This is a genomic window from Streptomyces mesophilus (assembly GCF_040300965.1).
Classification (GTDB): Bacteria; Actinomycetota; Actinomycetes; order Streptomycetales; family Streptomycetaceae; genus Streptomyces; species Streptomyces mesophilus_A.
Map to the genome: position 1 here is coordinate 12,254 of NZ_JBEPEW010000080.1, position 26,659 is coordinate 38,912.

The following is a 26,659-nucleotide window of genomic DNA, read 5'->3' on the forward strand; positions in this document are numbered from 1 at the left end:
GAGAACTCAGTGCCGCTCCAGCTCCACCCGCGGCAGCACCCTGCGCAGCCACGCCGGCAGCCACCACGCCCGCTTGCCCAGGAGCTGCATCACGGCAGGCACGATCAGGCAGCGGATCACGACGGCGTCGAGCAGGATCGCCACCGCGAGCCCGAGTCCGAACTGCTGCAGCATCCGGTCGGGGCTCAGCATGAACGCGGCGAAGACGACGATCATGATGGCCGCGGCCGCCGTGATCACCTTGCCGGTCGCCGCGAGCCCTTCCCGTACGGCCGCCTGCGGATCCTTCGTACGCTCCCACTCCTCGTGGATACGGGAGAGCAGGAAGACCTCGTAGTCCATCGACAGACCGAAGACGATCGCGAAGATCATCACCGGGATGAAGGCCTCGATCGGGCCGGGCTCGACTCCGAACCAGCCGTGCTGGAAGACCAGCGTGATCGCGCCGAGCGCGGCACCGATGCTGACCAGGTTGAGCAGCGCGGCCTTGACCGGGATCAGAACGCTGCGGAAGACGATCAGGAGCAGCAGCGCGGAGAGCCCGACCACGATCGCGACGAAGAGCGGCATCCGGTCCGACACCGTGGCCGCGAAATCCTCGGTCGCCGCGGTCGCGCCGCCCACCAGGAGCCGCGCCCCCGTCTCGTCCGCCAGCGGCGGCAGTACGTCGCCGCGCAGCCGGTCCACGAGCTGTGAGGTCGCCTCGGCCTGGGGCGCGGAGTCGGGGAAGACCATCAGCGTGCCGACCTCGCCGTCCTTCGACGGGATGGGGCCGCTGACGGCGGCGACGCCGGGGGTGTCCGCGAGTGCGGCACGGACCGGCCCGACGTCGGCGGTGCCTTCGGCGACCACGAACAGCGGCCCGTTGAAGCCCGGTCCGAAGCCGTCGGCGAGCAGGTCGTACGCCTGACGGCTGGAGGTCGACGTGGCGTCGTTGCCGGCATCCGCGAAGCCCAGGCGCATACCGGCGGCCGGCGCCGCGAGCGCGCCGAGCGCGACCACGGAGACGAGGAGCGCGACCCACGGCCGGCGCTGCACACCGCTCGCCCAGCGCCGCCAGCCGGCGCCGTCGACCCGCCGGGTCTTCGCGGCTCGCTTGGTCACCTGACTCTGGATACGGCGTCCGAACACCCCGAGCAGCGCGGGCAGCAGCGTCAGCGAGGCCGCCATCGTCACCAGGACGGTGAGGGCGACCGCGAGCGCCACACCCTGCAGCGAGCCGAGGCCGAGCGCGACCAGGCCCATCAGCGCGATGATCACGGTGCAGCCCGCGAAGAACACGGTCCGGCCCGCGGCGTCCAGGGCGGAGCGTGTGGCCTGCTCGGGTTCGGCGCCGCGCAGGAGTTCGGAGCGGTAGCGGGAGAAGATCAGCAGCGCGTAGTCGATCCCGACACCGAGGCCGACCAGCATCATGATCGGCGGCGTGAAGTCGGCGACGTTCGCGACGTGCGAGGCAAGGGCGATCAGGCCGATCGACGAGCCCACCGCGAACAGCGCGGTCACCACCGGCAGACTCGCCGCGACGAGAGATCCGAACAGGAAGACCAGGATCACCAGGGCGCCGAGGATCCCCGCGCCCTCGGCCGCACCGCCCCCGGCCTCCTCGGCGCCACGCGCCGCGTCCCCGCCGACCGCGGCCTGGAGCCCTTCCCCGTCAAGGGACTTGGCGGCGTCGATGATCGCGCGGACATGTTCCTTCGGTACGTTTTCGGCGGCTCCGTCGAGGGTGACGGTCGCGTAGCCGACGGTGCCGTCGCGCGAGATCGCCGACTTCTCCTCGTACGGACTGATCACACCGGTCACGCTGGGCAGGCCCTCGACCTTGCCTAGGACGTCCTCGACACGGTCGCGTACCCCCGTGTCCCGTATGTCCTGCGCGTCCTCGACCACGATCTGCACCGAGGCGTCGGCCTGCGCGGCGCCGTGCTTCTCCAGGACGCTCTGCGCGGCCTGCGAATCGGTGCCGGGCAGCGAGAAGTCGTTGTGGTACGCGCTGCCCACGGCCGAGGACACTCCCGTGATCCCCGCGACGAGGACGACCCAGAGGGTCAGCGCCCGCCATCGGTGGCGGTGCGAGAAGGCGGCGAGCCGCTCGAAGATGCTCGACCGGGCCGTGGGCCTGGTGAGTTGGTCGGTGGACATCGGCTACTCCGATACGTAGGACGGAAAAGGAAGAGGTCGGCGGGCGCAGAAGTCAGAAGTCAGAAGTCAGAAGTCAGAGGTACGAGGTCAGAGGTACGACGGGCGCGTCACGCGGGCGCGGAACGTATGCCACATCCACGCCTGTACGGCGACGAGCAGCGGCGTCACCACGAGCAGCGCGGGCACGAGCGCGTCCACGGACGAGCCGGCCGACGCGGTGAGCGGCAGACCGAGCCCGGCGAGCAGGGGCAGCGCCGCCATCAGGGCGGCGGTCAGTGTGAACGACTGCCAGGGGCGGGTGGCGCGCCCGACCAGGACCCGCGCGCGGGCGTACGGATCGCCGGTCAGCCGGAGGACCGCGAAGCCGAGCCCGTGCACGGCGAAGAGCGCGGCGACCGCCACGGCGGTGATGAGCGCGACCGGCCCGCTCGCGGGCGCGTGCAGCGAGCCGCTGAACAGACCGGCGAGCAGCCAGCCCCAGGCGAGGGCCACGGTCCAACTGCCGCCCGTCACCGCCGTATCGCAGGCGAGACGCCAGCCGCGGCCGCCCGCGCGGCCGCGCAGCCACAGGCCCATGTCGCGCACGATCCAACCGGTGAGCAGCGGGACGACCACCGCGAACTGGCCGCTCAGAAGCTCCCCTTCGAGCTCCGGGAAGCAGCCGATGAGCAGGCCCGCGGTGGCCACCAGCCACACCTCGTTGCCCAGGAAGAAGGGCGCGAACGAGGTGATGACGAGGCGGCGTTCGCGGTCCGAGCGGCCCAGGTACGGGGTGAGCATGCCGGTGCCGATATCGGCGCCGCCGAGGACGAAGTAGCCGGCCGCGAAGAAGCCGAGCAGGGCGATGGCGAGAGATTCCATGGCGGGACTCCAGGGCTCCTAGTAGCGGGCGGGGGTCAGGGCGTCGGCGGTGTCGTCGGCCTCGCGTTCGTCCCGGCCGAGGTCGGTGTCGACGGGGCCGAGGCGCGCGTGGCGGACGATCAGCCAGAAGTTGAGGGCGGCGAGCAGCGCGAAGAGCGAGGTGAAGACGATCAGGGACAGGCGCATCGACCCCGGGGAAACCGGCGAGACGGCGTCCTCGGTCTTCAACAGGCCGTACACGACCCAGGGTTGGCGGCCCGCCTCGCGGAACACCCAGCCGCTGATCATCGCGAGATACGGCAGCGGTACGGCGGCCATCAGGACCACGTGCCAGAGCCGGAAGCGGAAGACGACCTTGCGGAAGGCGGCGAGGACCACGCCGGCGAGGCAGAGGTACATCATCAGCGCGAACGCGAGCAGCATCAGGATTCCGGCCGTACGCGTCAGCGCCTCGGACGGCACATAGTCACCGGGTCCGAACCGCTCCACCATCTCGGCCTGCAACTTGGCTATCTCGGCGGTGTTCGCGCTGAACACGGCCTCCTTCATCGGCTGCATCCCCACGAACTGCAGCCCGCCGAAGGTGGCCGTCACGAACAGGGCCGGCAGCGAGAGGAACACCCCGATCCGCAGGCTCTTGCCGAAGAACTCCCACTCGGCCGAGCGCTTGAACAGGTGGTACGCGGAGACGCCCGCCATGAAGAACCCGGCCGTGAGCAGCGCGCCGCCCAGGACGTGCCCGAAGGAGAGCAGGGCGCTGGGGTTGGTGAAGACCTCGACGGTGCTCTCGGTGACCAGGCGGCCGTTCTCCTCGCGGTGGCCGACCGGGTTGTTGAGGAAGCCGTTGGCGACCAGGATCCAGTACGCCGAGGCGTAGGCGGTGAGCGTGACGCCCCAGATCAGTGCCAGGTGCACCCACTTGTTGAAACGGTGCCAGCCGAAGATCCACAGGCCGAGGAACGTGGACTCGACGAAGAACGCGATCACCGTCTCCATCGCCAGCGACGAGCCGAAGACATCGCCCGCCTGATGCGTCAGCCCGCTCCAGCTCAGACCGAACTGGAACTCCATGACCAGGCCGGTGACGATCCCGACCGCGTAGTTGATCACGTACAGCTGGCCCCAGAAGCGGACCATGCGCGGGTAGAGGGGCTTCTCGGTGAGGGTCGCGGCCGTCTGCAGACAGGCCACCACCGTCGCGAGGCCCAGGGTGAGCGCGACGAAGAGGAAGTGGCCGCCCGCCGTGAGGGCGAACTGCAGCCGGGCGAGATCGAGGGTTTCCGGGTTCACGCCCTCAGCGTCGGCGTACGGCTGGGGGCGGGGCGTCGGCCGGCGGTGGACAGTGGGCGTACATCCCGGGTTGTGGCCGGGGGCGGTCGCGTACCACCAAAGTTGCGTCGGCGGCCGCCTGCCACCGCGGTTGCGTCGGTGTTGTCAGTGGGCGCCGATAGCCTTGGAAGGGCTCGGCCCCCGGGAGGGAGGGGTCTGTCCGGCCCACGGAGCCACGGAGCCCCCGAACCTCAGGCCAGCCACCCCGGCGTGATCATCCCCGACTCGTACGCCAGGATCACCAGCTGGGCGCGGTCCCGTACATCCAGCTTGGTCATGATCCGGCTGACATGGGTCTTCGCCGTCGCGGGGGACAGGACCAGGCGCTGCGCGATCTCGTCGTTGGAGAGCCCGGCGCCGACCAGGCCCATCACCTCGCGCTCGCGGTCGGTCAGCGCGTTGAGCCGCGGGCTCGGGTCGGGCTGCTTGGAGCGGCCCGCGAACTCCGCGATCAGGCGCCGCGTCACGGCCGGCGCGATCAGGGCGTCGCCGCGCGCCACCACCCGTACACCGTGCAGGAGTTCCATCGGTTCGGTGTCCTTGACCAGGAAGCCCGATGCGCCCGCGCGCAGCGCGCCGTACACGTAGTCGTCCATGTCGAAGGTCGTCAGAATCACCACGCGTACGCCCTCGAGCGCCGGGTCGGCGGTGATCCGCGCGGTGGCCTCCAGGCCGTCGAGTACGGGCATACGGATGTCCATGAGGACGACGTCCGGGCGCAGTTGGCGGGCGAGCGCGCAGGCCTGCTCGCCGTCCGAGGCCTCGCCGACCACCTCGATGTCGTCCTCGTCGTCCAGCATCGAGCGGAAGCCCGCGCGCACCAGTGTCTGGTCGTCGGCGAGCAGGACGCGGATCGCGCCGGGTGTCTGCGTCGCGCCGTGCGGTGCGGTGTTCCTCGCGCTGTTCATCGCGCCCCCTGGGCCGTCTTGAGCGGCAGCCGGGCCGTGACCCGGAAGCCGTCCGCCGTGTTCTCGGTGGTCAGTTCGCCGCCGAAGGCCTTGGCCCGCTCGGCCATCCCGCGGATCCCGCTGCCCCGGCCGATCCCGTCGGGCGCGCCCAGGCCGTCGTCCTCGATGCGCAGCCGCAGGTCGTCCGTACCGTAGTCGAGTGTGATCGTCGCCGCGGTCGCCTGCGCGTGACGGGTCACATTGGTCAGCGACTCCTGCACGATCCGGTACGCGGCCAGGTCGAGGGGAGGCGGCAGCTCCCGTGCGGTGCCTTGCGTGGCGATACGTACGTCGAGTCCTGCGCTCCTTGCCCGCTCGGCGAGTTCGGGCAGCAGGGCCAGTCCGGATGCGGGCGCGGTGGGGGCGGCCTCGCCCGCCTCGCGCAGCATGCCGAGCGTGGAACGCAGCTCGCGCAGGGCGTCCTTGCTGGTGGACTTCACGGCCTCCAGGGCCTCTTCGGCACCGGCGAGCGCGACGGCGGGATCGGCTGCGGTGCGCTTCTTGCTCAGCCGGTGCAGCGCGGCACTGGACTGCACGTTGATCAGGGAGATGCTGTGCCCGAGTACGTCATGCACCTCGCGGGCGATCCGCAGCCGCTCCTCGGTCGCGCTCTGCCGTGCCCGCGCCTCCTGCTCGCGCTCGGCGGCGAGGGCGCGGGCGCGCACCTCTTCGAGATAGGCGGTGCGGGTGCGTTGGGCGCGGGCGAGGACAAGGATGCTCAGGAGCCAGCCGGCGAGCATCATGAACTGGGCGTCGTCGACATGCCGCTGCCCGCTGCCCTGCGTCTCCCCGTACACGACCATCAGCATCACACCGACACCGATCGCGACCGCCGCCGCGAATCTGCCCTCGGCGGCGGCCGCGTACAGGGCGATCACGAAGGCGACCATGAGCGGGCCGTCGTAGACGCTGAGCGGGTAGTAGACGGCGCAGGCGGCCAGCGTGAACAGGGCGACGGCGACGGGCCAGCGACGGCGGAAGTACAGCGCGCCGCAGCCGACCGCGATCAGCGCCCAGCCGAGGGCCGCCTGCCCGAACGTCTCGCTCTTGCCGCGCATCGACCACAACGTTCCGCCGACCACCACCACGGTGACGGCGAGCACCACGGCGATGTCCTTGCCGCGCTCCGAGAGGCGCTCGGTGAGCGGGGTGGTCGGGGGGAGTGCCATGGTCCGAGGATATTCGCGCTGTGGCGGGGTGCCCGGCGGTGGGCTTCGCAGGGATGGGGAAGGCTGCACTGCCAGGTGACAGATGCAGGCCATGACGGGGGGGCTGGTATGCGGGGGGTGTTCCGGTGGATCGTCAGGGGCTCGGGCGAGACGAGACCTCTGGACGTGTACGACGTCGCGTTCTTGGCGGGCGGGGCCAGGCATGTGGTGGACAGTGCGGTCACCACGCTGAACCAGCGTGGGCTGCTCGTGGTGCGCAACGCACAGGTCCATTCCGTGGAGGGGAAGCAACCTCTGCATCCGGTCGAGCGCGCGATGGCCGCCTTCTGCAGGCACCCGACCGACATCGACACCGTACGAGCCGTCCTGCAACGCTCCCCGGAGGTGGAGAGGATCGGCCGCGGGCTGGCCGTGTGGGGGCTGGTGGCGGGCGCGGTGCGTCAGACGACCCCTGCGGGCCGGCGACATCTCCAACAGGCCCGGCTCGACCCGCGCATGCTGGAGTACGTCTTCCCTCACCGCAGCCCGCGCTGGGAAGGAGCCGTGCCACCCCCGGCGGGCCAGAGCCGAAAGCGGCCGGGCGGCGGTCGCCGTCACGGCGGCTTCGGCCCCGGCCTGGATACGGACGCACACTCCGGCGGCGGTCACAGTGGTGGTCACAGCGGCGGAGACGGCGAGTGAGGTCCCTGTCCTGTGCCACCGATTCCTGATGCCGTTCGTCAAGCCGCGGCTTGAGGTAGCGGACAGGAGGTGTCGGAGGTGCGCGGTACAGTCCGTTCATCCGACTGGGGAGGGCTCATGGCGACCAAGTGGAGCTTGACGATCGACTGTGCGTACCCGGGGAAACTGGCCGCGTTCTGGGCGCTGGCGTTGGGCTACGAGGAGAAGCCCGCGCCCGCAGGGTTCGGGAGCTGGGAGGAGTGGTTCTCGCATCATGAGGTTCCGGAGGACGAGTGGGATGACGGGGCGTACCTCTCAGATCCGGACGGCGTGGGCCCCACCTTGTCCTTCCTGAAGGTGCCGGAGCCGAAGGTGGCGAAGAACCGGCTGCATATCGACGTGCAAGTTGGTGGCGGCCGTGAAACCCCGTGGGAGGTGCGCTGGCCGCGCGTGATCGAGGCGGTGGAGCGGTTGACCACTGCGGGCGCGACCGTGGTCCGCGAGTACGAGTTGCAGGGCAGGCCGGATCACGTGGTGATGGCAGACCCGGAAGGTAACGAGTTCTGCCTGGTCTGACGGGGTCGGTCAGGCCAACTGGCCGCGCGCAGCGTGTCGCGTCCCTTCCTATGCGGCAGTCCTTGTCGGCGGAGCTGGCTCGTAGCGCCGTCCGTCGCGCAGAAGGGTCCAGAGGACGTTGACGCGGCGGCGAGCGAGAGCCAGGACGGCCTGGGTATGACGCTTGCCCTCGGCACGTTTGCGATCGTAGAAGTGCCGGGATTCCTCGCGGTGGCGGATGCTGAACAACGCCGAGGTGTAGAAGACGCGTTGGAGGCGGCGGTTGTATCGCTGCGGGCGGCGCAGGTTCCCGCTCAGCTTCCCGGAATCGCGGGGCACGGGGGCGACGCCGCCGTAGCCGGCGAGGCGGACGACGTGGCGGTTGCGCAGCCAGGTCTCCAGCCGCTTGACGCCGATCCGGCGAATAGCCGCAGGGGTCTGATAGCCGGTCAACAGGGTGAGCGGGCCGGTGTCGGTGAGGTCCAGGGCCCTGCGGGTGCGGTCGGCGACCAGGTCCATGCGGCGGCCGGTGAGGATCTTGAGATCGATGACGGTGTCGTCGCCGGTGCATAAGGGGTGCAGGTCCCGGCGGACGGGGATCTGGTCGGCGATGACGGCGGTGTCCTTCGCGTCGGTCTTGCCCTCGCCGCGGTAGCTCTCGGAGGCGCGGTGAATGGCCCGGCCGGAGATGTAGTGGACCGGCTGGTCGCGGTTGACCAGGAGCGCGATGGCCAGGGCGGCTCCGCCGTCGGCCAGGTCGATGCCTCAGGTCACCTCGTCACCGAGGGCCAGGCCCTTCTGCGCTCTCGCGGGGGTCGGTGGCCGTGATCTGTTCGATGAAGCGTCGCACCTGGTCCTCGACGGGCTTCTGTGCCGACACCGGCATGACATGCCAGCGCATTACCCCGCCCGGACCGAACCCGCCGGTCACGAAGGACATGATCACTTCAGGAGCCTCACCGCGCTGCGCGACACGGATGCCGTACGTGAACGGCTCGCAGTTCCACCGCTCGAACCAGTCGGAGCCGGCGATCTGGTGGGCCAGCAGGCGCGCTGCGGCGTCGACCGGTTCTTCCCAGCTGTGGTCGTTCACGGCCCGGGCCAGTTCGGCGTCGTACTGTGCGGCGTCGAAGTGGATCTCGGGCGGGACCGGGATCCGGTTGTCGCTGGTGTTCTCCCAGTCCGTCCACTCGACGAGATCACCGTGGCGCTGGATGGTGACGAACACTCCTCCGCAGCAACCGGTGTCGCAGTCGTTGTTCGACAGCTCGACGCGGCGAGGCTCGCCCGCAGCCCACAGCGGCCATGTCTCGGGCGCACCGAACCACTTCTCCTGGTAGCAGCTCGAATCGCCGCCCGGATGGGTTTCCTCCAGCACATCGCGGCCGTCGATCAACGGGCGTATGCCTGCCCCGTTCTTGATTGCCTGAGGATGAGGGAGAACCGGGTGGAGGGAGAGAACGCTCAGCGGCGCGAAGGGTTCCATGACACTCATACTTGTCGATCCTTGATCCAAGGGTAAATTCCGGTCGAACCGCCTCCTGTGGCAGCGTCTGGTCACTCCAGCGTCGACGGCATCGACGGCCCGCACTCAGCCTTCGGTGTCACGGGACAGTCCCACTGGACAGCAGCCCCGCGTGCCGCGTGGTGCGCTTGACACGAAAATCGAACATCCATTCTCATGGATGGTCTGGCCTCTCTGCAGGCCCGAGATTCCGGGGTTGTCGCGGGATCGCTCCGGGATTCGCGCGGAGTTATCCACAGGCTGGACGGGCGTCGAGGCGGATTGTCAGTGGCAGGCGATAGCGTCTTTGACGTGAAGCGATCGACTCAAGCAAATCGGGTGGAACCCATGGCAGGTACGGACCGCGAGAAGGCGCTTGAAACCGCCCTCGCACAGATTGAACGCCAATTCGGCAAGGGCGCAGTGATGCGCATGGGCGAGCGGCCGAACGAGCCCATCGAGGTCATCCCCACCGGGTCGACCGCACTCGACGTCGCGCTCGGCGTCGGCGGCATCCCGCGCGGCCGCGTGGTGGAGGTGTACGGACCGGAGTCCTCCGGTAAGACCACGCTGACCCTGCACGCGGTGGCCAACGCCCAGCGCGCCGGCGGCCAGGTGGCCTTCGTGGACGCCGAGCACGCGCTCGACCCCGAGTACGCCAAGAAGCTCGGCGTCGACATCGACAACCTCATCCTGTCCCAGCCGGACAACGGTGAGCAGGCCCTCGAGATCGTCGACATGCTGGTCCGCTCCGGCGCCCTCGACCTCATCGTCATCGACTCCGTCGCCGCCCTTGTGCCGCGCGCGGAGATCGAGGGCGAGATGGGCGACAGCCACGTGGGTCTGCAGGCCCGTCTGATGTCCCAGGCGCTGCGGAAGATCACCTCGGCGCTCAACCAGTCCAAGACCACGGCGATCTTCATCAACCAGCTGCGCGAGAAGATCGGCGTGATGTTCGGCTCGCCGGAGACCACGACCGGTGGCCGCGCGCTCAAGTTCTACGCCTCGGTGCGGCTCGACATCCGCCGTATCGAGACCCTCAAGGACGGCACGGACGCGGTCGGCAACCGCACCCGCGTCAAGGTCGTCAAGAACAAGGTCGCGCCGCCGTTCAAGCAGGCCGAGTTCGACATCCTCTACGGGCATGGCATCAGCCGCGAGGGCGGCCTGATCGACATGGGCGTGGAGAACGGCTTCGTACGCAAGGCCGGCGCCTGGTACACGTACGAGGGCGACCAGCTCGGCCAGGGCAAGGAGAACGCCCGTAACTTCCTGAAGGACAACCCCGATCTCGCCAATGAGATCGAGAAGAAGATCAAGGAGAAGCTCGGCGTCGGTGTGAAGCCGGCCCCGGAGGTCGCGCCCGGTGCGGACGCCGCCGGTCCGGCCGCGGCCGATGCCGACAAGGACGCCGCTGCCAAGACGGTCCCGGCTCCGGCCACCAAGGCCAAGGCGACCAAGGCCGCGGCGGCCAAGAGCTGATCCGTGGTACGACGCACCGACTGGCCCGGGGAGTCGGGGGACTCCGACCTCGGGCCGTCCGAGCCGCCCAAGCGCGGACGCCGTGGGGGCGGCGGACGCCGGCGCGGGTCCGGCGAACAGGACAGCGGTTCCCCTGATCCGTCGAGGGCCGGGGAGGGGGAGCCGCGTGCGCAGGGGCACCCGGAGCGGGAGTCGCGCCGGGAAGGCCGGCCGGAGCGGGAGGCCGACCCGGCCGAGCGCGCGCGGAACATCTGTCTGCGCCTGCTCACCGGCACCCCGCGCACGCGTCAGCAGCTAGCCGATGCGCTGCGCAAGAAGGAGATCCCCGACGAGGTGGCGGAGGAAGTCCTCTCCCGCTTCGAAGAGGTCGGGCTGATCAACGACGCGGCGTTCGCCGACGCATGGGTCGAGTCACGGCATCACGGCCGAGGGCTCGCCCGGCGTGCCCTGGCAAGGGAGTTGCGGACGAAGGGGGTCGACTCGGCGACCATCGACGAGGCCGTGGGGCAGCTCGACTCCGACCAGGAGGAGGAGACGGCCCGCGAACTGGTCGCCCGCAAGCTGCGCACGACCCGCGGCCTCGACCGCGACAAGCGCCTGCGCCGGCTCGCGGGGATGCTGGCGCGCAAGGGATATCCGGAGGGGATGGCGCTGCGGGTGGTGCGCCAGGCGCTGGAGCAAGAGGGCGAGGACGTCGAGGAGTTGGGGTTCCTGGGCGAGTGAGCGGGAGTGCTCGGGCCGAGGGTTCCTGGGTGAGTGAGCCGGGGTGCTCGGGTCTGGGGTCCTGGGCGAGTGAACCGGGGCTCTCGGGTCTGGGGTCCTGGGCGAGTGAGCCGGGGCACTCGGGCCTGGGGTCCTGGCCAAGTGAGCCGGGGCGCTCGGGCCGGGCAGTGTGGCGCCCGGGCCCGAACGCGTGGTGCCCGGGCCGGGGGGCGCGGCGCCCGGGAAAGCCGTAGCAGCAGCGGTGGGGATAGCCCCCGCAAGGGACGGCAGACGGCTCCAGTGTGTCGGGCGGGGTGTGCGCAGCACTGTGGAGGCGCACACCAGAAGGGCTTTCGGCCCCGTCCCCGACAACCGAAAAGAGACCGTGCGTCATGCTGCTGCGCTACGCCTTCAGGACCGTCCGACACCGCAAAGGCGGCTTCGTCGGAGCGTTTCTCGCGCTGATGTGTGCCGCAGCGCTGATCGCCGCCTGCGGCTCGCTGCTCGAGACCGGGCTGCGGGGAAAGATCGCCACCGAACGCTATGCCGGCGCCCCGATCATCGTCTCCGCCGACCAGAACGTGCATCGCACCACGGTCAAGGAGAAGAAGGGCAAGACCAAGGTCAAGCACAAGGCCAAGCCCCTCGCCGAGCGGGCCTGGCTGCCCCGCGCCACGGCCGACGAGGTACGCGCCGTCGACGGAGTCGGGCAGGTGATCCCCGAACTGTCCTTCCTCGCCCAGCCGTTGGGCACCCCGCACACCGGCCGGTCCCTCGGCCACGCCTGGTCCTCCGCCACCCTGACCCCCTTCCGCCTCACCGACGGCACGGCACCCGAGGGCGCCGGTGATCTGGTCATCGACCGGGGACTGGCCGAGCGCGCCGGTCTTGCCGCGGGTGACCGGCTCACCGTGCAGTCCACACAGGCCCCGCATACGTATCGCATCAGCGGGATCGCCGCCCCCGCCCAGGGACAGGACCTCGAGCACCAGAGCGCGCTCTTCTTCAGCGACGCGGAGGCCGAGCGGCTTGCCGCGCACCCCGGCCAGGTCACGGCCCTCGCGGTGATCCCCGAGGACGGCGTCTCCGCAAGCGCGTTGAGCGAGCGGCTGCGCGAGGCGCTCCCCGCACCGCAGGTCCAGGTCAGCACGGGTGAGGCCAAGGGCGCCGTCGAGTTCCTCGATGCCGCGGGGGCCCGCGTCAAGCTCGTCTCCATGGGTGGCGCGATGGGCGGCACCTCCCTGCTCGTCGCCGTCCTCGTGGTCGTCGGCACCTTCGCGCTCTCCGTGCAGCAGCGCCATCGCGAACTCGCCCTGCTGCGCGCGATCGCCACGACCTCGAAGCAGATCCGTCAACTGCTCGCCCGCGAAGCCCTGGTGGTCGGCGCGGTGGCCGGCCTCGCCGGAGCGCTGCTCGGACTCCCGCTCGGCTCCTGGCTGCAGCACCGTTTCGTCGAGGCCGGCGCCATCCCCGCCTCCCTCGACCACACGGTCAGCGTCTTCCCGCTCTTCGCCGCCTTCGGCGCGACCTTGTTCGGAGCCTGGGCCGCCGCCCGTATCTCCGGCCGCCGTATCGCCCGCATCCGCCCCGCGCAGGCCCTGTCGGAGGCGGCCCTGCAACCCGCGCGCCCCGCGTGGACCCGTATCGCGGCGGGATGCGTCACCCTCGCCGGCGGCATCACCCTTGTCGCGGTGCTCAGCACGCTGCGCACCGAACCCGCATCGACTCCCGTGACCTTCCTGGCCGTTGTGGTCCTCGCCATCGCCGTCGCGCTGCTCGGGCCGCTCCTCGTCAAGGCCACCGCGTCCTTCCTGAAGCTCCCGCTGCGGCTCACCGGACACGGCGGAAAGCTCGCCACCGCCAATCTGCGCGGCAACTCGGTCCGGATGGCCTCCGTGGTCACCCCGCTCGTCCTCCTGATCGGTATGACCTGCACGGTCCTGTTCGTCCAGTCCACGCTCGGCGACGCCTCCCGCGCCCAGGCCCGCGAAGGCGTACGGGCCGACTGGGTGCTCTCCGCGCAGGGTCCGGGTGTGCCGGCCGGGGCCGCCGAGAAGATCCGGGACTCGGGCGCCGCCGCCACCGAGGTCGTACGGACCACGGTGCGCGTCGGCCTCGACAAGTACCAGACCCAGGGCGTCAGCCCCGAGGGCCTCACCCGCACCTGGGACCCCGAGGTCACGGCCGGCTCGCTCGAGGGCTTCGGCCCGCAGAGCGCGGCGGTCAGCGAACTCGCCGCCGACCAGCTCGGGTTGAAGCCCGGCAGCACACTGAAGCTCACCCTCGGTGACGGCACCCCCGCCACCGTCGAGGTCACCGCCGTCTACGCCCGCGGACTCGGCTTCGGCGACCTCACCCTCGCCCACGACCTCGTCGCCGCCCACGTCGACAACCCCCTGGCCGCCACCGTCCTCGTCGCCTCGGACGCCCCGCGACACCAACTGGCCGACGCGCTCGAGGACTTCCCCGGCACCCAGATCCTCGCCCCCGGCGAGGCCGACCAGCTGCAGGCCGAACGTCAGCAGGCCAACGCCGAGGTCAACCTGCTCGCCATGGCCCTCGTCCTCGCCTTCACCGCGATCGCCGTCGTCAACACCCTGGTGATGTCCGTATCGGCACGTGTCCGCGAGTTCGCCCAGCTGCGTCTCGTCGGCGCGACCCGGCACCAGGTGCTGCGCATGCTGCGGATCGAGGCCGTCTCGGTCCTGCTGCTCGCCACGGCACTCGGCAGCGGTATCGCGCTGGCCGTCCTCACGGCCTTCAGCGTCGGCATGACGGGCGCCGCCGCGCCTTCGATGGCTCCGCTCCTGTACGTCACGGTGATCGCCGCGGCCGCCGCGCTCGCTCTCGTCGCGACCTCCCTGCCCGGCCGCTCGGCCCTGCGGGCCCGCCCGGTGGAGGCGGCGCTGGCCAAGGAGTAGCGGCTGCCACGGTGCGGGGTTCCTCCGATACGGGGCCGACTCGCCCCCGTATCGAAGGAACCCTCGTCCGCGGACAGAAGAGAGCCCTCATCCGCGGACAAAAAGGGGCCCTCACCCGCCGGGTGCGGGGCCCTCAGTGCGCGATCGGCCTGGTCACCGCATCCGGCACCGAAGCCGCGGCCACCACCGGAAGTCCTGCCCGGCGCCAGGCCTGGAAGCCGCCGATCAGATCGGTGGCGCGGTGCAGGCCGAGCCGGTGCAGGGAGTGCACGGCGAGGCTGGAGGCGTAGCCCTCGTTGCAGAAGATCACCAGGCGCTGGTCGTGCCGGGTGACTGCGGCGGCGCGATGGCTGCCCAGCGGGTCGAGGCGCCATTCGAGCTCATTGCGTTCGACCACGAGCGCCCCGGGGACCAGGCCGTCGCGCTCCCGCAGTTCCGCGTAGCGGGTGTCCACGAGCAGCAACTCGCCGGCCTGGAAGCCCTCGTGGGCCTCCTGCGGAGTGATCCGGTCGAGACCCGCACGCACCCGTTCCAGATATTCGTCGATCGAAACCGGGTGGGTGCTCACTGCCAGTCCTCCGGCTGCTCGACGTCTTCCAGGCGCAGGATCGGGCCGGTGCGGCTGTAGCGGCGGATCAAAGGGAGCGGCGGGTGGTAGGCGTGCACCGAGACCGCGTGCCGCTCGGTGGACTCGTTGAGCACCTCGTGCACGTGGTGCTGCCCGAACGCCCGGCCCTCGCCGGTCGCCAACACCCTTTCCCTGTCGAGGTCTTCGGCCAGTTCCAGGGACTTCCAGGCGAAGGTGGGGATCCGGACGGCGAGGGAGTTCTCCTTGAGCGCGCCCGCCGCCGTGGCGAACGCGCCGATGGACTCGGCGTGGTCGTGCCAGCCGGTACCGGTGCCCGGCGGCCAGCCGATCAGCCAGGCCTCGCTGCCGCCGGGCCCTTCGAGTCGCAGCCAGGTGCGGCCCTCGGGGTCGAGCGGGAGCGAGGCGATGAGCTCGGCGTCGGCGGCGCTGCGGGTGACGAAGTCGAGGAGTTGAGCCGGAGTGGGGGCCGCTGTGGCAGGGGTCGTCGAGGCGGCGGAAGGTGCGGACACGGATACCGTCCTGAAGGTTCGCTGGGGATGCGCGTCGAACCCGCCGTCGGGCGGGGAGCGCTGGGGAAGGGCGAATCAGCAGGGTTCGGTACAGACGCAGCCTGCGTAGCGGACCAGGTCCAGATGGACCCTCCGCCACATTTGCACGCCACGTTCCGTCATGGGCGGAGTACACCATGACGGAACGTGGCGGTCAATCGGCGTCCGCGGCTCGGATGGCGGGGAGCGCCGCGGTGGATCCGGACGCGCCCGGGTCACCCGCCGCCGCGCCTTCTTCGTCCGCCATCGCACGCCGTGCGCCCGCCGGCGGAGCGGGTTTCCCGCCGCGCGCAGTATCGGCCGCCGCGTACAACTCCGCGGGCCGTACCCCGCTCAGCGCCGTCACCAGATGACCGTCGGGCCGGATCAGCAGCACCGTGTGGGCGACCGCGCCGGGATAGCCCTCCGCGACGAGGAGCTCGGCAGGCAGGGGCAGCGCGGTGACCGCCGCCGCGAGCCGCGGCATCACCCCGGCCTTCAGCCAGTGCCGCCGGTCCCACACGCCCGTGCCGGGCGCGACCAGGACGACAAGGACACGCCCGCGCCCGAGCCGGTCCCGCAGCCGGACCTCGGCGCCGTCCGGTGCGGTCACCGGTACGTCGGCGATCGGTGCGCCCGGCGCCGTACCGACCGTGACCTGGGACTGAGAGGGCTCATCGAGCGCGAGAGGCGACCGGTCGTACGCCGGCAGTGAGCCCAGCGGCCCGCGCCCCAAGTGCCCGTCGGTCAGGAGCGCGTCATGCCCGCGCGCCGTCCCCGGCACATACGCCCGCAGGCCCCCGCCGCCGCGCAGTATCGGCAGCGCCTGGTCGGCGGCGCGCAGCCGGGCCGCGACCGCGGTGCGGCGCTCGGCCTGGTAGCTGTCGAGCAGCAGCTTCGACTCACCGTGGTCGCGGCACAGCGCCAGCTTCCAGGCGAGGTTGTCCGCATCGCGCAGCCCCTCGTCCACCCCCTGGGTGCCGAGGGCGCCCAGAAGATGGGCCGCGTCCCCGGCGAGGAAGCAGCGGCCCACGCGCCAGCGCCGTGCGAGCCGGTGGTGCACGGTGTGCACGCCGGTGTCGAGCAGTTCGTACGGGGGTGTCGTACCGCACCAGCCGGCCAGCGTGTCCCGTACCAGGGCCACCAGGCGCTCGGGCGTGACGAGTTCGCTGCGGGCGGGCAGCAGCCAGTCGAGCCGCCAGACGTCGTCCCGCAGCGGGCGCGCGGTGATCTCGGCCGGGGCGCCGCGCCAGGTCGCCATGCGGTGCAGCATGGCCTCGCCGGGCCACGGCAGCTCGGCCCGCAGCGCCGCGACGGCGTGCCGCTCCACCGCCGTACGGCCGGGGAAGCGGACGTCCAGCAGCTTGCGCACCGTGGAGCGCGGACCGTCGCAGCCGATCAGATAACTGCCGCGCCACCATGTGCCCTTGGGCCCCTTGGTGTGCGCGGTGACCCCGCCCGCGTCCTGCTCGATCGAGTCGAGGCGGCTGTCGACGGCCACCCTGACCAGGCGTTCCTCGTCGACGGCGGCCCGTAGAGCGGCGGTGAGCGTGTGCTGGGCGAGATGCGCGGGGCCCGGGTCGGCTTCGTCGAAGGCGACCTGGCGCAGTTCCTGCTTACGGCGCAACGAACGCCAGCCCGTCCAGCGGGTGTCGCTCAACGTGATCCCCGTGAGCCGTTCGACGAGGGCGGCGGTGTCCTCGCGCAGGACCACGGTGCGGGCGGGCCGCTGCTCGTCCTTGCCCGGACCCTCGTCCAGGACGACGGACGGGACGCCGTGCCGGGCCAGGGCCAGGGCCGACGTGAGGCCCACGGGCCCGGCACCCGCGATGATCACCGGGTCCACGGTGCGGCGCCTCCTGCCGTCCGGGTGCTGCGCGACGTACGGGAGAGGGCAGTTGGCGCAAGGTGCACGATCACAGAACGTATGCAACCGACTGCATGCCTCCCGAGTCAAGCTGCGCCTCCCGCCCGCCCGGAACGCTTCCCTTCGGCGGTCTCACCCTGTAAGCGGCCCGGCAGCGGCGCCCTGCGGTCACGGTGTGACATCGGCCCTGGTGCTCACAGCGCGTGACCTGGCAGGATCGCGCGCATGCCGCTCGTACTCCCGCGCATCAGCAGGCGCCGCGCCCTCGAAGGGGCGGGCGCCGGGCTTGTGGTGTTCGGGCTGCTTCTGTGGTGGTTGCTGCCGTTGGGGGAGGGCCCGCCCGGCGGGAAGGTCGTCTTCAGCACCGGTGGGGCCTCGGGCGTGTACGAGGTGTACGGCAACGAGCTGAAGAAGGCCGCCGCCGACGATCTGCCCGATCTGGACATCGACTTGTGGAGCAGCCAGGGCTCCAAGGAGAACGTGCGGCGGGTGGCCACCGGCGAGGCCGACTACACCATCGCGGCGGCCGACGCGGTGCGGCAGTACCAGCAGGACAAGGGCAGCGGCTGGGACCGGCTGCGCGGCTGCGTGCGGCTGTACGACGACTATGTGCACCTGGTCGTGAGCGGGGATTCGCGCGTGGCGAAGGTCGCGGACCTGAAGGGCAAGCGGGTCGTGGTGGGGCCGGAGGGCTCCGGGGTGCGGATCATCGCCGAACGGGTGCTGGCCGCGGCGGGCCTCGATCTCGGTGACATCGACGCCGTGGACACGGCGTCGCAGGCGGCGGGTCCGGCGTTGACCACGGGGGACGTGGACGCGTTCTTCTGGTCCGGCGGGCTGACGACGCCGTTCGTGAAGGACCTCTCCGAGAAGACCGACATCCGCCTGGTCGAACTCGGCAGTCTGGTGGACGAGCTGCACCGTCAGGGCGGCCGGTCCAGCTACTACCGCGCGGCGATCATGCCGACCGACGCCTATCCCGAGGCGCAGGGCGGCAAGGCGGTACAGACCATCGCGGTCGCCAACCTGCTGGTCACCACGGAGCAGGCGGACGCGCGGGTCACGGAGTGGCTGACGCGGGTGGTCATAGACCACCGGGACGCGATCGGGCAGCGGGTGCATGCGGCGCAGCTGGTGGATCTGCGGACGGCGGTGTACACGGATCCGTTGGATCTGCATGAAGGGGCTCGGCGGTATTACCGGTCAGTGAAGCCGTGAAGCCGTGAAGCCGTGAAGTCGTAAAGCCGTGAAGCCGTAAAGCCGTAAAGCCGTAAAGCTTTGAAGCCGTGGGCTCGGGATGACCGGTCGGTCAAGCCGTGAAGCGTGAGCTCAGGCGCCGGTCGAGCGCGGCAGCGTCAGGGTCACCTTCAAGCCGTGCGGCTCGTTCGGGGCGTAAGCGATCGTGCCGTCGAACGACGTCAGCAGAGCTCGGGTGATGGACAGGCCAAGGCCTGAGCCCTTGATGTTCTGGTGGCGGTTGCTGCGCCAGAAGCGGTCGCCGATCCGGTTCAGCTCCTCGTCGGTGAGTCCGGGACCGCCGTCCGCGATCTCCACCGTGGTCGAGGCGCCGTTGGCCGCGACCGTCACGGTGACCTGCTCGCCGGCGGGCGTGAACTTCAGGGCGTTGTCGATCACCGCGTCCAGGGCGCTGGACAGGGTCACCGGATCCGCCCAGGCCGTCGTCGCGCGCAGCCCCTCGGTGCGCAGCTCGACGCCCTTGTCCTCGGCGAGCGGCCCCCAGGCCGCGACCCGCTCGGCGACCAGTTCGCCGATGTCCGTCAACTCCGGTTCGATGCCCGCGTGCTCGGCGAGCGCGAGGTCGAGCAGATCGTCCAGGACCTGCGCGAGCCGCTTGCCCTCCGTACGGACCGAGGCGATCTCCTCGTTGCCCTCGGGCAGTTCGAGCGCGAGCAGCTCGATCCGCAGGAGCAGCGCGGCCAGCGGATTGCGGAGCTGGTGCGAGGCGTCCGCGACGAACGCGCGCTGCTGCTCCAGGACGTCCTCGACGTTGTCCGCCATCTCGTTGAACGAGCGGGCCAGACGCCGTAGTTCGGGCGGTCCGCCCGCCACCGCGACCCGGGACTTGAGCCGTCCCGTCGCGATGTCGTGCGTGGTCGCGTCGAGATCCCGTACGGGACGCAGCACCCAGCCCGTCAGGCGCAGCGCGGCCCCGATCGCCAGGAACATCGCGGCGGCCTCACCGGCCCCGATGAGCAGCCAGCCGCGGGTGATCTCGGAGCGCATCTTGCCGGTGGGCGAGTCCGTGAGCACGACGGCGACGACATCCCCGTCCCGTACGACCGGACTGGCCACGTACAGACGCCGCTTCTGCCAGGGCCAGATCTGCCGCGGGTCCTGGCTGCTGTGGCTGTAGAGCGCGTCGTCGAAGGCCTCACGGCCCTCGCCCTCCTCGGGCACGGACCAGTCGTGCGAGGCGACCATCTCGCTGTGGTCGCGGAAGAAGACGCCGGCGCGGATCCCGTAGACCTTGTAATAGCGCTCGAGATCCTTGCGCAGCGTCTTGCGGCGCTCGCCCTCGACACCGGGCAGATCCTTGGACGGATCGGTGACGTACTGGGCAAGTCCCGCAAAACGGGCGGCATCCTCGATCCGGTCGACCACGACCTTCTGCTGCTGCGCCGCCGCCAGGCTCACCGCCAGCGGAAAACCGAGGGCGAGCAGGATGGCCGCCATGAGCACGATGAGCAGCGGGAGCAGGCGCGTACGCACGAAGTGGCCTTATGAGACAGGGGCGGCAGGAGCGACGAGCCGGTAGCCGACACCGCGCACGGTCTCGATCAGCGCGGGCATCCGCAGCTTGGAGCGCAGCGAGGCCACGTGGACCTCGAGGGTGCGGCCCGTGCCCTCCCAGCTGGTCTGCCAGACCTCGCTGATGATCTGCTCCCGGCGGAAGACCACGCCGGGGCGCTGGGCGAGCAGCGCGAGCAGGTCGAACTCCTTGCGCGTCAGCTGGACGTCCTCGCCGGAGACGGTCACCTTGCGCGTCGGCAGCTCCACATGGACGTCCCCGAGCGTGATGCCCGTCTCGATCGGACCGGTGGAGTCATCCTGCGTCGTACGCCGGCTCACCGCGTGGATACGGGCCAGCAACTCCCCGGTGTCGTAAGGCTTCACGACGTAGTCGTCGGCGCCGAGGTTCAGGCCGTGGATGCGGCTGCGGATGTCGCCGCGCGCGGTCACCATGATCACAGGTGTCGCACTGCGCTTGCGGATCTTCCCGCAGACCTCGTACCCGTCCTGGTCGGGAAGTCCGAGATCGAGCAGTACGACCCCGAAGGGCGGTTTGTCCGTGGGGAGGAGCGCGCGCAGCGCCTCCTCGCCGTTGCGAGCGTGAACGACGTCGAAGCCGTGCCGGGCGAGAACGGCGGACAGTGCGGCGGCCACGTGGTCGTCGTCCTCGACGAGCAGCAGTCTCATCCTGTCCTCCTTCCGTTCACGCAGGTCTTATGCACTCAGGCAGTCACGCCGATACACGGTGACGACGTCAAGGCCGTTCTTGTTACGGGCGGGTTCCGTTATCCAGCCGGTACGCGGAGCGGGCGTCCCCTTCACGCAGTGTGTCCGGTTGCGGCCGGATCGTTATGCTCAATTTCCCCTCAGATGTAATGACGCTGGTCTTACCGCGTTACTACTGTCCTCCCAACCGAGGAGGATGGAGCAAGACCCCCATGGCCGAAGTATCGGTGACCAAGGACGCTGTGCCTGCGGCGGACGAACTGGTCGTGCTGAAGAACGTCAACAAGCACTTCGGCGCGTTGCATGTGCTCCAGGACATCGACCTGACCATCGCCCGCGGCGAGGTCGTCGTCGTGATCGGGCCCTCGGGCTCGGGCAAGTCGACGCTCTGCCGGGCGATCAACCGCCTCGAAGGCATCGACTCCGGGAGCATCTCGCTCGACGGCAAGCCGCTGCCCGCGGAAGGCAAGGAGCTGGCACGGCTGCGGGCCGACGTCGGCATGGTCTTCCAGTCCTTCAACCTCTTCGCCCACAAGACCGTTCTCGAGAACGTCACGCTGGGCCAGATCAAGGTCCGCAAGAAGTCGAAGGCCGAGGCCGAGGAGAAGGCGCGCGCCCTCCTCGACCGGGTCGGCGTCGCGACCCAGGCCGACAAGTATCCGGCCCAGCTCTCCGGTGGCCAGCAGCAGCGCGTCGCGATCGCGCGCGCCCTGGCCATGGAGCCGAAGGTCATGCTCTTCGACGAGCCGACCTCCGCGCTGGACCCGGAGATGATCAACGAGGTGCTCGAGGTCATGCAGCAGCTCGCGCGCGACGGCATGACCATGGTCGTCGTCACTCATGAGATGGGCTTCGCCCGCTCGGCCGCCAACCGCGTCGTCTTCATGGCGGACGGCCAGATCGTCGAGCAGGCGACCCCGGACAAGTTCTTCACCGCACCCCGCAGTGACCGCGCCAAGGACTTCCTGTCGAAGATCCTGCACCACTGAGCTCCTGCACCACAGAGCTGCTGCAACTCACCGAAACGCAAAGGATGTTCATCATGAAGCTCCGCAAAGCCGGTATCGCCACCGTCTCCGTTCTCGCGCTCGCGCTGACCGCCACGGCCTGTGGCGACGGCGGCAAGAAGGACAAGGGCGGTTCGGGCTCCGACGGTGGCGGCAACAAGTCGATCAAGATCGGCATCAAGTACGACCAGCCGGGCATCGGCCAGAAGGCGCCCGACGGCAGCTTCGCGGGCTTCGATGTCGACGTCGCCACCTTCGTGGCCAAGGAGCTCGGCTACTCCGAGGACCAGATCGAGTTCGTCGAGACGCCGAGCGCCGACCGCGAGACCGCTCTCAAGCGCGGTGACGTCGAGTTCATCGCCGCCTCGTACTCGATCAACGACGAGCGCGACAAGCTGGTCGACTTCGCCGGTCCGTACCTCCTGGCCCACCAGGACCTCCTTGTCGCGTCGGACTCCGACATCAAGGAAGGCACGGACCTCAACGGCAAGAAGCTCTGCTCGGTGTCGGGTTCGACCTCCGCGCAGAACGTCAAGAAGGAGATCGCTCCGAAGGCGCAGCTCAAGGAGCTCAGCACCTACTCCGAGTGCCTCGAGGGTCTTGCGGGCGGCAGCATCGACGCGCTGACCACCGACGACTCGATCCTCGCGGGTTACGCCTCGCAGGAGCAGTACAAGGGCAAGTTCAAGCTCGCCGGCCTGAAGCTCAGCAACGAGAACTACGGCATCGGCGTCAAGGACGGCAACACCGCCCTCAAGGACAAGATCAACAAGGCCCTCGAGAAGATGGTCGCCGACGGTGCCTGGCAGAAGGCTGTCGATGACAACTTCGGCCCGGCCGGCTACAAGAACGAGCCGGCCCCGAAGATCGGCAACATCGTCAAGTAACCCTTGACCAGCGGCCCTTGAGGACCTGACCGGGCGTTTGCCCGGATCCCGCGGCCGCGGCATTTCGACGGCGCGCCACCCGGCTTGTGAACACACGGCCCGGGTGGCGCGTCCGGCCAACGACACGCGGAAGCGCGGGAGATCGTGTTCGACTTTCTTGAAGGCTACGACCTGCTCGGGTCGTTCTGGACGACGGTGCAGCTGACCGTCTTCTCCGGCATAGGGTCCCTGGTGTGGGGCACCCTCCTTGCCGCGATGCGTGTCAGCCCGGTTCCGCTGATGCGCGGCTTCGGGACCGTCTACGTGAACGTGGTGCGGAACATCCCGCTGACCGTCATCATCGTCTTCACCTCGCTCGGCCTCGCCGACACTTTCCACATCACGCTGGGCGCTCCCGACGACCTCAAGGCCCAGGGCTTCCGTCTCGCGGTGCTCGGCCTGATCGTCTACCACGCCGCATTCGTCTGTGAGGCCCTGCGCTCCGGCATCAACACCGTTCCGGTGGGGCAGGCCGAGGCGGCACGCGCCATCGGTCTGAACTTCACCCAGGTGCTGACCCTGGTGGTGCTGCCGCAGGCGTTCCGTTCGGTGGTGGCCCCGCTGACCAACGTCCTCATCGCCCTGACGAAGAACACCACGATCGCAGCCGCGATCGGTGTGGCAGAGGCCGGCCTCCTCATGAAGGAGATCGTGGAGACCGAGGCGCAGCTCTATGCGACCGTCGCGATCTTCGCGCTCGGATTCGTGATTCTCACCCTGCCGACGGGCCTTCTCCTCGGCTGGTTCGGCAAGCGCGTGGCGGTGAAGCGATGAGCTCGGTCCTGTACGACATCCCCGGCCCCAAGGCCAAGCGGCGCAACCTCATCTTCTCGGCAGTCTTCGTGGTCCTGTTCGCCCTGGTCGCCTGGTGGGCGATCAAGCTCATGGGCGACACGGACCAGTGGGTGTGGGCGAAGTGGGAGCCCTTCCTCACCGCCGACGTGTGGACGACCTACCTGCTGCCGGCGCTGGCCAACACGCTCAAGGCCGCCGCCCTGGCGATGGTGATCGCCCTGCCGCTCGGAGCCGTGCTCGGCATAGCCCGGCTCTCCGATCACCGCTGGGTGCGGGCTCCCGCCACGTTCATCGTGGAGCTCTTCCGCGCGATCCCGGTCCTGATCCTCATGGTGTTCGCCAACGAGTACTTCTCGCAGTACTGGTCGCTGACCATCAGTTCCGAGGTCCGCCCGCTCTACGCGGTGGTCACCGGCCTGGTTCTGTACAACGCCTCCGTCCTCGCCGAGATCGTCCGGGCGGGCATCCTGTCCCTGCCCAAGGGACAGACCGAGGCGGCCAAGGCCATCGGCCTGCGCAAGGGCCAGGTCATGCGGTCCGTGCTGCTGCCGCAGGCCGTGACGGCGATGCTGCCGGCGATCGTCAGCCAGCTCGTGGTGATCCTCAAGGACACCGCGCTCGGCGGTGTGATGCTGAACTTCACCGAGCTCCTCAACTCCCGGAAGACCATCTCCGGGTTCTTCGGCAACCCGATCCCCACCTTCATCGTGATCGCGTTGATCTTCGTGGCCCTCAACTTCGCTCTGACCTCGTTCGCGGCGTGGCTGGAGAAGCGGCTTCGGCGGGCGAAGAAGAGCACGGGGGCGGTGCTGGGCACCGGGACGGGCGAGGAACCTCCGGCTGCGCACCTGACCGCGGGTGGCGTCCGCGGATCGTTCGGGGACGGCAGCGGCGGGGGCACGTAACCGCCAGGCACGTACTGAATGCACGGAGGGCAGCGGTGATCACACCGTTGCCCTCCGCGCATTCCCAGGCTTTCCCGCCGACGACCAAGCCCGCTCGCCCGGCCTCGTAAACTGGATGACCGGCCGCCGTCCGCAGGCGACGGCCCACGCAGCCCCCGGACCCCTCCGGCCCCGGCTCCGGACCTGTCCGGATCCGGCTCCGGAACCCGTAGACCCTCGTTTGGACTGATCTCTGGCATGTCGGCAACCCCGCGCACGTACGAAGTGAAGACCTACGGCTGTCAGATGAACGTCCACGACAGCGAGCGGCTCTCCGGGCTTCTGGAGGACGCCGGTTACGTCCGCGCGCCGGAGGGCGCCGACGGCGACGCGGATGTCGTCGTCTTCAACACCTGCGCGGTACGGGAGAACGCCGACAACAAGCTGTACGGCAACCTCGGCCGCCTCGCTCCCCGCAAGACCACGCGCCCGGGCATGCAGATCGCCGTAGGCGGCTGTCTCGCGCAGAAGGACCGCGACACCATCGTGAAGCGGGCCCCCTGGGTCGACGTGGTCTTCGGCACGCACAACATCGGCAAGCTGCCGGTCCTCTTGGAGCGCGCACGTCTCCAGGAAGAGGCCCAGGTCGAGATCGCCGAGTCGCTCGAGGCCTTCCCGTCCACGCTGCCGACCCGGCGCGAGAGCGCCTACGCGGCGTGGGTGTCGATCTCCGTCGGCTGCAACAACACCTGCACCTTCTGCATCGTCCCCGCCCTGCGCGGCAAGGAGGAGGACCGCAGGCCCGGCGACATCCTCGCCGAGGTGGAGGCCCTGGTCGCCGAGGGCGTCTCGGAGATCACCCTGCTCGGCCAGAACGTCAACGCCTACGGTTCCGACCTCGGCGACCGCGAGGCGTTCAGCAAGCTGCTCCGCGCCTGCGGCGAGATCGAGGGCCTGGAGCGCGTCCGCTTCACCTCCCCGCACCCGCGCGACTTCACCGACGACGTGATCGCGGCCATGGCCGAGACCCCGAATGTCATGCCGCAGCTGCACATGCCGTTGCAGTCGGGCTCGGACACGATCCTCAAGGCGATGCGCCGCTCGTACCGCCAGGAGCGCTTCCTCGGGATCATCGAGAAGGTGCGCGCCGCCATGCCGGACGCCGCCATCTCGACCGACATCATCGTCGGCTTCCCCGGGGAGACCGAGGCGGACTTCGAGCAGACCATGCACGTCGTACGCGAGGCGCGCTTCACGAACGCGTTCACGTTCCAGTACTCCAAGCGCCCCGGGACCCCGGCCGCCGACATGGAGGGCCAGATCCCGAAGGAGGTCGTCCAGGAGCGCTATATGCGCCTGGTCGAGCTCCAGGAGGAGATCTCCTGGGACGAGAACAAGAAGCAGGTCGGCCGCACCCTCGACCTGATGGTCGCCGAGGGTGAGGGCCGCAAGGACGACTCCACGCACCGTCTGTCCGGCCGTGCGCCCGACAACCGTCTCGTGCACTTCACGAAGCCGGACGAAGAGGTGCGCCCCGGCGACGTGGTGACCGTCGAGATCACGTACGCGGCGCCGCACCACCTCCTCGCCGAGGGCCCGGTCCTCGCGGTCCGCCGTACGCGCGCGGGCGACGCCTGGGAGAAGCGCAACGCCGCCCCCGCGCCGGCCGCCGCGGGCGTGATGCTGGGCCTGCCGACGATCGGCGCCCCGGCCCCGCAGCCCGCACCTGCCGGGTCGGGCTGCGGCTGCGACTGAACCGAAAGCTGCTGATCAGCGCATCAGGTCGGGTGATTGCCGATCAGCGCATCAGGCCGGTGATTGCTGATCGCTGGTGAACTACGGGGGGACCGTATGAGCACGTGGTGGGGCCTGATCGTCGAGGAGACCGACGGGATGGGCGAGCGCAAGGCGTACGCGGCCAACGTGCTCGACCATGTCGAGGGCTCGCGGGAAGAGGCGCTCGTCGAGCTGGAGAAGCGGGCCCGCGGCTATGTGCCGCAGCACCCGATGAACCCCTCGGCCACCCGCCTCTACCGCACGGACGAGGGCTTCCTGCTGGTCAGCGAGGGCTCGATGCGGAACTACGGCTGCCGCTTCTCGGTGGGCGAGCTGCTGTACGACAGCGTCCAGGCGGAGAAGGCGGCCGCGGCGCAGCGCGCGGCGGAGGCCGAGGAACGCGAGGCGCGCAAGCGCGCGGAGGCCGAGGAGCGAGCGGCCCGCAAGGCCGCCGAGAAGGCGGCGAAGCGGGCGCAGCGCGGCGGTGGGAAGTGGTGGGGCGGCAGCGCGGGCTGAGCCGCCGGCTACCGGTCCGGCAC

Annotated in this window: 24 protein-coding genes and 1 pseudogene; 12 read left to right on the forward strand and 13 right to left on the reverse strand. The window is 70.1% G+C overall.

What is annotated here, in order from left to right; translation table 11 throughout:
- Window positions 1-6 precede the first annotated feature (6 nt).
- The 5 genes from ABT367_RS25265 to ABT367_RS25285 all read right to left on the reverse strand — a co-directional run bounded on the left by ABT367_RS25265 (window position 7) and on the right by ABT367_RS25285 (window position 6,448).
- Window positions 7-2,142, reverse strand: a complete 2,136-nt coding sequence (locus tag ABT367_RS25265; RefSeq protein WP_352255373.1) for an MMPL family transporter — start codon at window positions 2,140-2,142, stop codon at window positions 7-9.
- A gap of 87 nt (window positions 2,143-2,229) precedes the next feature.
- On the reverse strand, window positions 2,230-3,003 hold the full coding sequence (locus tag ABT367_RS25270) for a cytochrome d ubiquinol oxidase subunit II (RefSeq protein ID WP_352255374.1): 774 nt from the start codon (window positions 3,001-3,003) through the stop codon (window positions 2,230-2,232).
- An 18-nt stretch (window positions 3,004-3,021) separates the two neighbouring features.
- A complete protein-coding gene (locus tag ABT367_RS25275; RefSeq protein WP_352255375.1) occupies window positions 3,022-4,293 on the reverse strand; it encodes a cytochrome ubiquinol oxidase subunit I in 1,272 nt (423 codons plus the stop codon).
- A 230-nt stretch (window positions 4,294-4,523) separates the two neighbouring features.
- On the reverse strand, window positions 4,524-5,240 hold the full coding sequence (locus ABT367_RS25280) for a response regulator transcription factor (RefSeq protein WP_352255376.1): 717 nt from the start codon (window positions 5,238-5,240) through the stop codon (window positions 4,524-4,526).
- A complete protein-coding gene (locus ABT367_RS25285; RefSeq protein WP_352255377.1) occupies window positions 5,237-6,448 on the reverse strand; it encodes a sensor histidine kinase in 1,212 nt (403 codons plus the stop codon). Before ABT367_RS25285 ends, ABT367_RS25280 begins: the two co-directional genes overlap by 4 nt.
- 108 nt (window positions 6,449-6,556) lie before the next feature.
- On the opposite strand from ABT367_RS25285, the gene ABT367_RS25290 reads away from it, so the two are divergent.
- A complete protein-coding gene (locus ABT367_RS25290; RefSeq protein WP_352255378.1) occupies window positions 6,557-7,129 on the forward strand; it encodes a TIGR04222 domain-containing membrane protein in 573 nt (190 codons plus the stop codon).
- Window positions 7,130-7,246: 117 nt separating this feature from the next.
- The gene (locus tag ABT367_RS25295; RefSeq protein WP_352255379.1) at window positions 7,247-7,684 is read left to right on the forward strand and encodes a VOC family protein; all 438 of its coding nucleotides are present in this window, start codon (window positions 7,247-7,249) and stop codon (window positions 7,682-7,684) included.
- Window positions 7,685-7,732: 48 nt separating this feature from the next.
- Here the strand turns inward: ABT367_RS25295 and ABT367_RS25300 are convergent.
- Window positions 7,733-8,425 (reverse strand): annotated as a pseudogene (locus tag ABT367_RS25300) (IS110 family transposase); the annotation flags it as partial.
- Window positions 8,426-8,441: 16 nt separating this feature from the next.
- Window positions 8,442-9,158 (reverse strand): hypothetical protein, encoded by a 717-nt coding sequence (locus tag ABT367_RS25305; RefSeq protein ID WP_352255380.1) that lies wholly within the window; start codon window positions 9,156-9,158, stop codon window positions 8,442-8,444.
- A 357-nt stretch (window positions 9,159-9,515) separates the two neighbouring features.
- On the opposite strand from ABT367_RS25305, the gene recA reads away from it, so the two are divergent.
- The 3 genes from recA (at window position 9,516) to ABT367_RS25320 (ending at window position 14,272) form a co-directional block, all read left to right on the forward strand.
- Window positions 9,516-10,649, forward strand: a complete 1,134-nt coding sequence (recA, locus tag ABT367_RS25310) for a recombinase RecA (RefSeq protein ID WP_199546412.1) — start codon at window positions 9,516-9,518, stop codon at window positions 10,647-10,649.
- 3 nt (window positions 10,650-10,652) lie between these two features.
- Complete coding sequence (gene recX / locus ABT367_RS25315; RefSeq protein WP_352255381.1) at window positions 10,653-11,372, forward strand: recombination regulator RecX; 720 nt, start codon at window positions 10,653-10,655, stop codon at window positions 11,370-11,372.
- Window positions 11,373-11,743: 371 nt separating this feature from the next.
- Entirely contained in the window at window positions 11,744-14,272 is a 2,529-nt protein-coding gene (locus ABT367_RS25320) for an ABC transporter permease (protein ID WP_352255382.1), read from the forward strand.
- Window positions 14,273-14,405: 133 nt separating this feature from the next.
- On the opposite strand, the gene ABT367_RS25325 is transcribed toward ABT367_RS25320, so the two are convergent.
- The 4 genes from ABT367_RS25325 to ABT367_RS25340 all read right to left on the reverse strand — a co-directional run bounded on the left by ABT367_RS25325 (window position 14,406) and on the right by ABT367_RS25340 (window position 17,234).
- Window positions 14,406-14,840 (reverse strand): rhodanese-like domain-containing protein, encoded by a 435-nt coding sequence (locus ABT367_RS25325; protein WP_352255383.1) that lies wholly within the window; start codon window positions 14,838-14,840, stop codon window positions 14,406-14,408.
- Window positions 14,837-15,370, reverse strand: a complete 534-nt coding sequence (locus tag ABT367_RS25330; RefSeq protein ID WP_352255384.1) for a cysteine dioxygenase — start codon at window positions 15,368-15,370, stop codon at window positions 14,837-14,839. The genes ABT367_RS25325 and ABT367_RS25330 overlap by 4 nt, the downstream gene beginning before the upstream one ends.
- Before the next feature lie 75 nt (window positions 15,371-15,445).
- Entirely contained in the window at window positions 15,446-15,532 is an 87-nt protein-coding gene (locus tag ABT367_RS25335; RefSeq protein ID WP_352255396.1) for a putative leader peptide, read from the reverse strand.
- Window positions 15,533-15,563: 31 nt separating this feature from the next.
- The gene (locus tag ABT367_RS25340) at window positions 15,564-17,234 is read right to left on the reverse strand and encodes an FAD-dependent monooxygenase (RefSeq protein ID WP_352255385.1); all 1,671 of its coding nucleotides are present in this window, start codon (window positions 17,232-17,234) and stop codon (window positions 15,564-15,566) included.
- Between the two features lie 246 nt (window positions 17,235-17,480).
- On the opposite strand from ABT367_RS25340, the gene ABT367_RS25345 reads away from it, so the two are divergent.
- Window positions 17,481-18,473, forward strand: a complete 993-nt coding sequence (locus ABT367_RS25345; RefSeq protein ID WP_352255386.1) for a TAXI family TRAP transporter solute-binding subunit — start codon at window positions 17,481-17,483, stop codon at window positions 18,471-18,473.
- Between the two features lie 111 nt (window positions 18,474-18,584).
- Here ABT367_RS25345 and ABT367_RS25350 read toward each other — a convergent pair whose 3' ends face one another.
- Both ABT367_RS25350 and ABT367_RS25355 read right to left on the reverse strand, forming a co-directional pair.
- A complete protein-coding gene (locus ABT367_RS25350) occupies window positions 18,585-19,985 on the reverse strand; it encodes a sensor histidine kinase (protein WP_352255387.1) in 1,401 nt (466 codons plus the stop codon).
- A gap of 9 nt (window positions 19,986-19,994) precedes the next feature.
- Window positions 19,995-20,693, reverse strand: coding sequence for a response regulator transcription factor (locus tag ABT367_RS25355; RefSeq protein ID WP_352255388.1), 699 nt, complete (start codon window positions 20,691-20,693; stop codon window positions 19,995-19,997).
- A gap of 251 nt (window positions 20,694-20,944) precedes the next feature.
- On the opposite strand from ABT367_RS25355, the gene ABT367_RS25360 reads away from it, so the two are divergent.
- The 6 genes from ABT367_RS25360 (at window position 20,945) to ABT367_RS25385 (ending at window position 26,636) form a co-directional block, all read left to right on the forward strand.
- A complete protein-coding gene (locus tag ABT367_RS25360) occupies window positions 20,945-21,721 on the forward strand; it encodes an amino acid ABC transporter ATP-binding protein (RefSeq protein WP_165333436.1) in 777 nt (258 codons plus the stop codon).
- Window positions 21,722-21,774: 53 nt separating this feature from the next.
- The gene (locus ABT367_RS25365) at window positions 21,775-22,626 is read left to right on the forward strand and encodes a glutamate ABC transporter substrate-binding protein (protein ID WP_352255389.1); all 852 of its coding nucleotides are present in this window, start codon (window positions 21,775-21,777) and stop codon (window positions 22,624-22,626) included.
- Between the two features lie 144 nt (window positions 22,627-22,770).
- Window positions 22,771-23,439: an amino acid ABC transporter permease gene (locus ABT367_RS25370; RefSeq protein ID WP_199546422.1), complete on the forward strand. Its 669-nt coding sequence runs from the start codon at window positions 22,771-22,773 to the stop codon at window positions 23,437-23,439.
- A complete protein-coding gene (locus tag ABT367_RS25375; protein WP_352255390.1) occupies window positions 23,436-24,365 on the forward strand; it encodes an amino acid ABC transporter permease in 930 nt (309 codons plus the stop codon). The genes ABT367_RS25370 and ABT367_RS25375 overlap by 4 nt, the downstream gene beginning before the upstream one ends.
- A 237-nt stretch (window positions 24,366-24,602) precedes the next feature.
- The gene (miaB, locus tag ABT367_RS25380) at window positions 24,603-26,099 is read left to right on the forward strand and encodes a tRNA (N6-isopentenyl adenosine(37)-C2)-methylthiotransferase MiaB (protein WP_352255391.1); all 1,497 of its coding nucleotides are present in this window, start codon (window positions 24,603-24,605) and stop codon (window positions 26,097-26,099) included.
- A gap of 96 nt (window positions 26,100-26,195) precedes the next feature.
- Window positions 26,196-26,636 carry a hypothetical protein gene (locus tag ABT367_RS25385; RefSeq protein WP_352255392.1) on the forward strand — a complete coding sequence of 147 codons (441 nt, stop codon included), beginning with the start codon at window positions 26,196-26,198 and terminating at the stop codon, window positions 26,634-26,636.
- Window positions 26,637-26,659 lie beyond the last annotated feature (23 nt).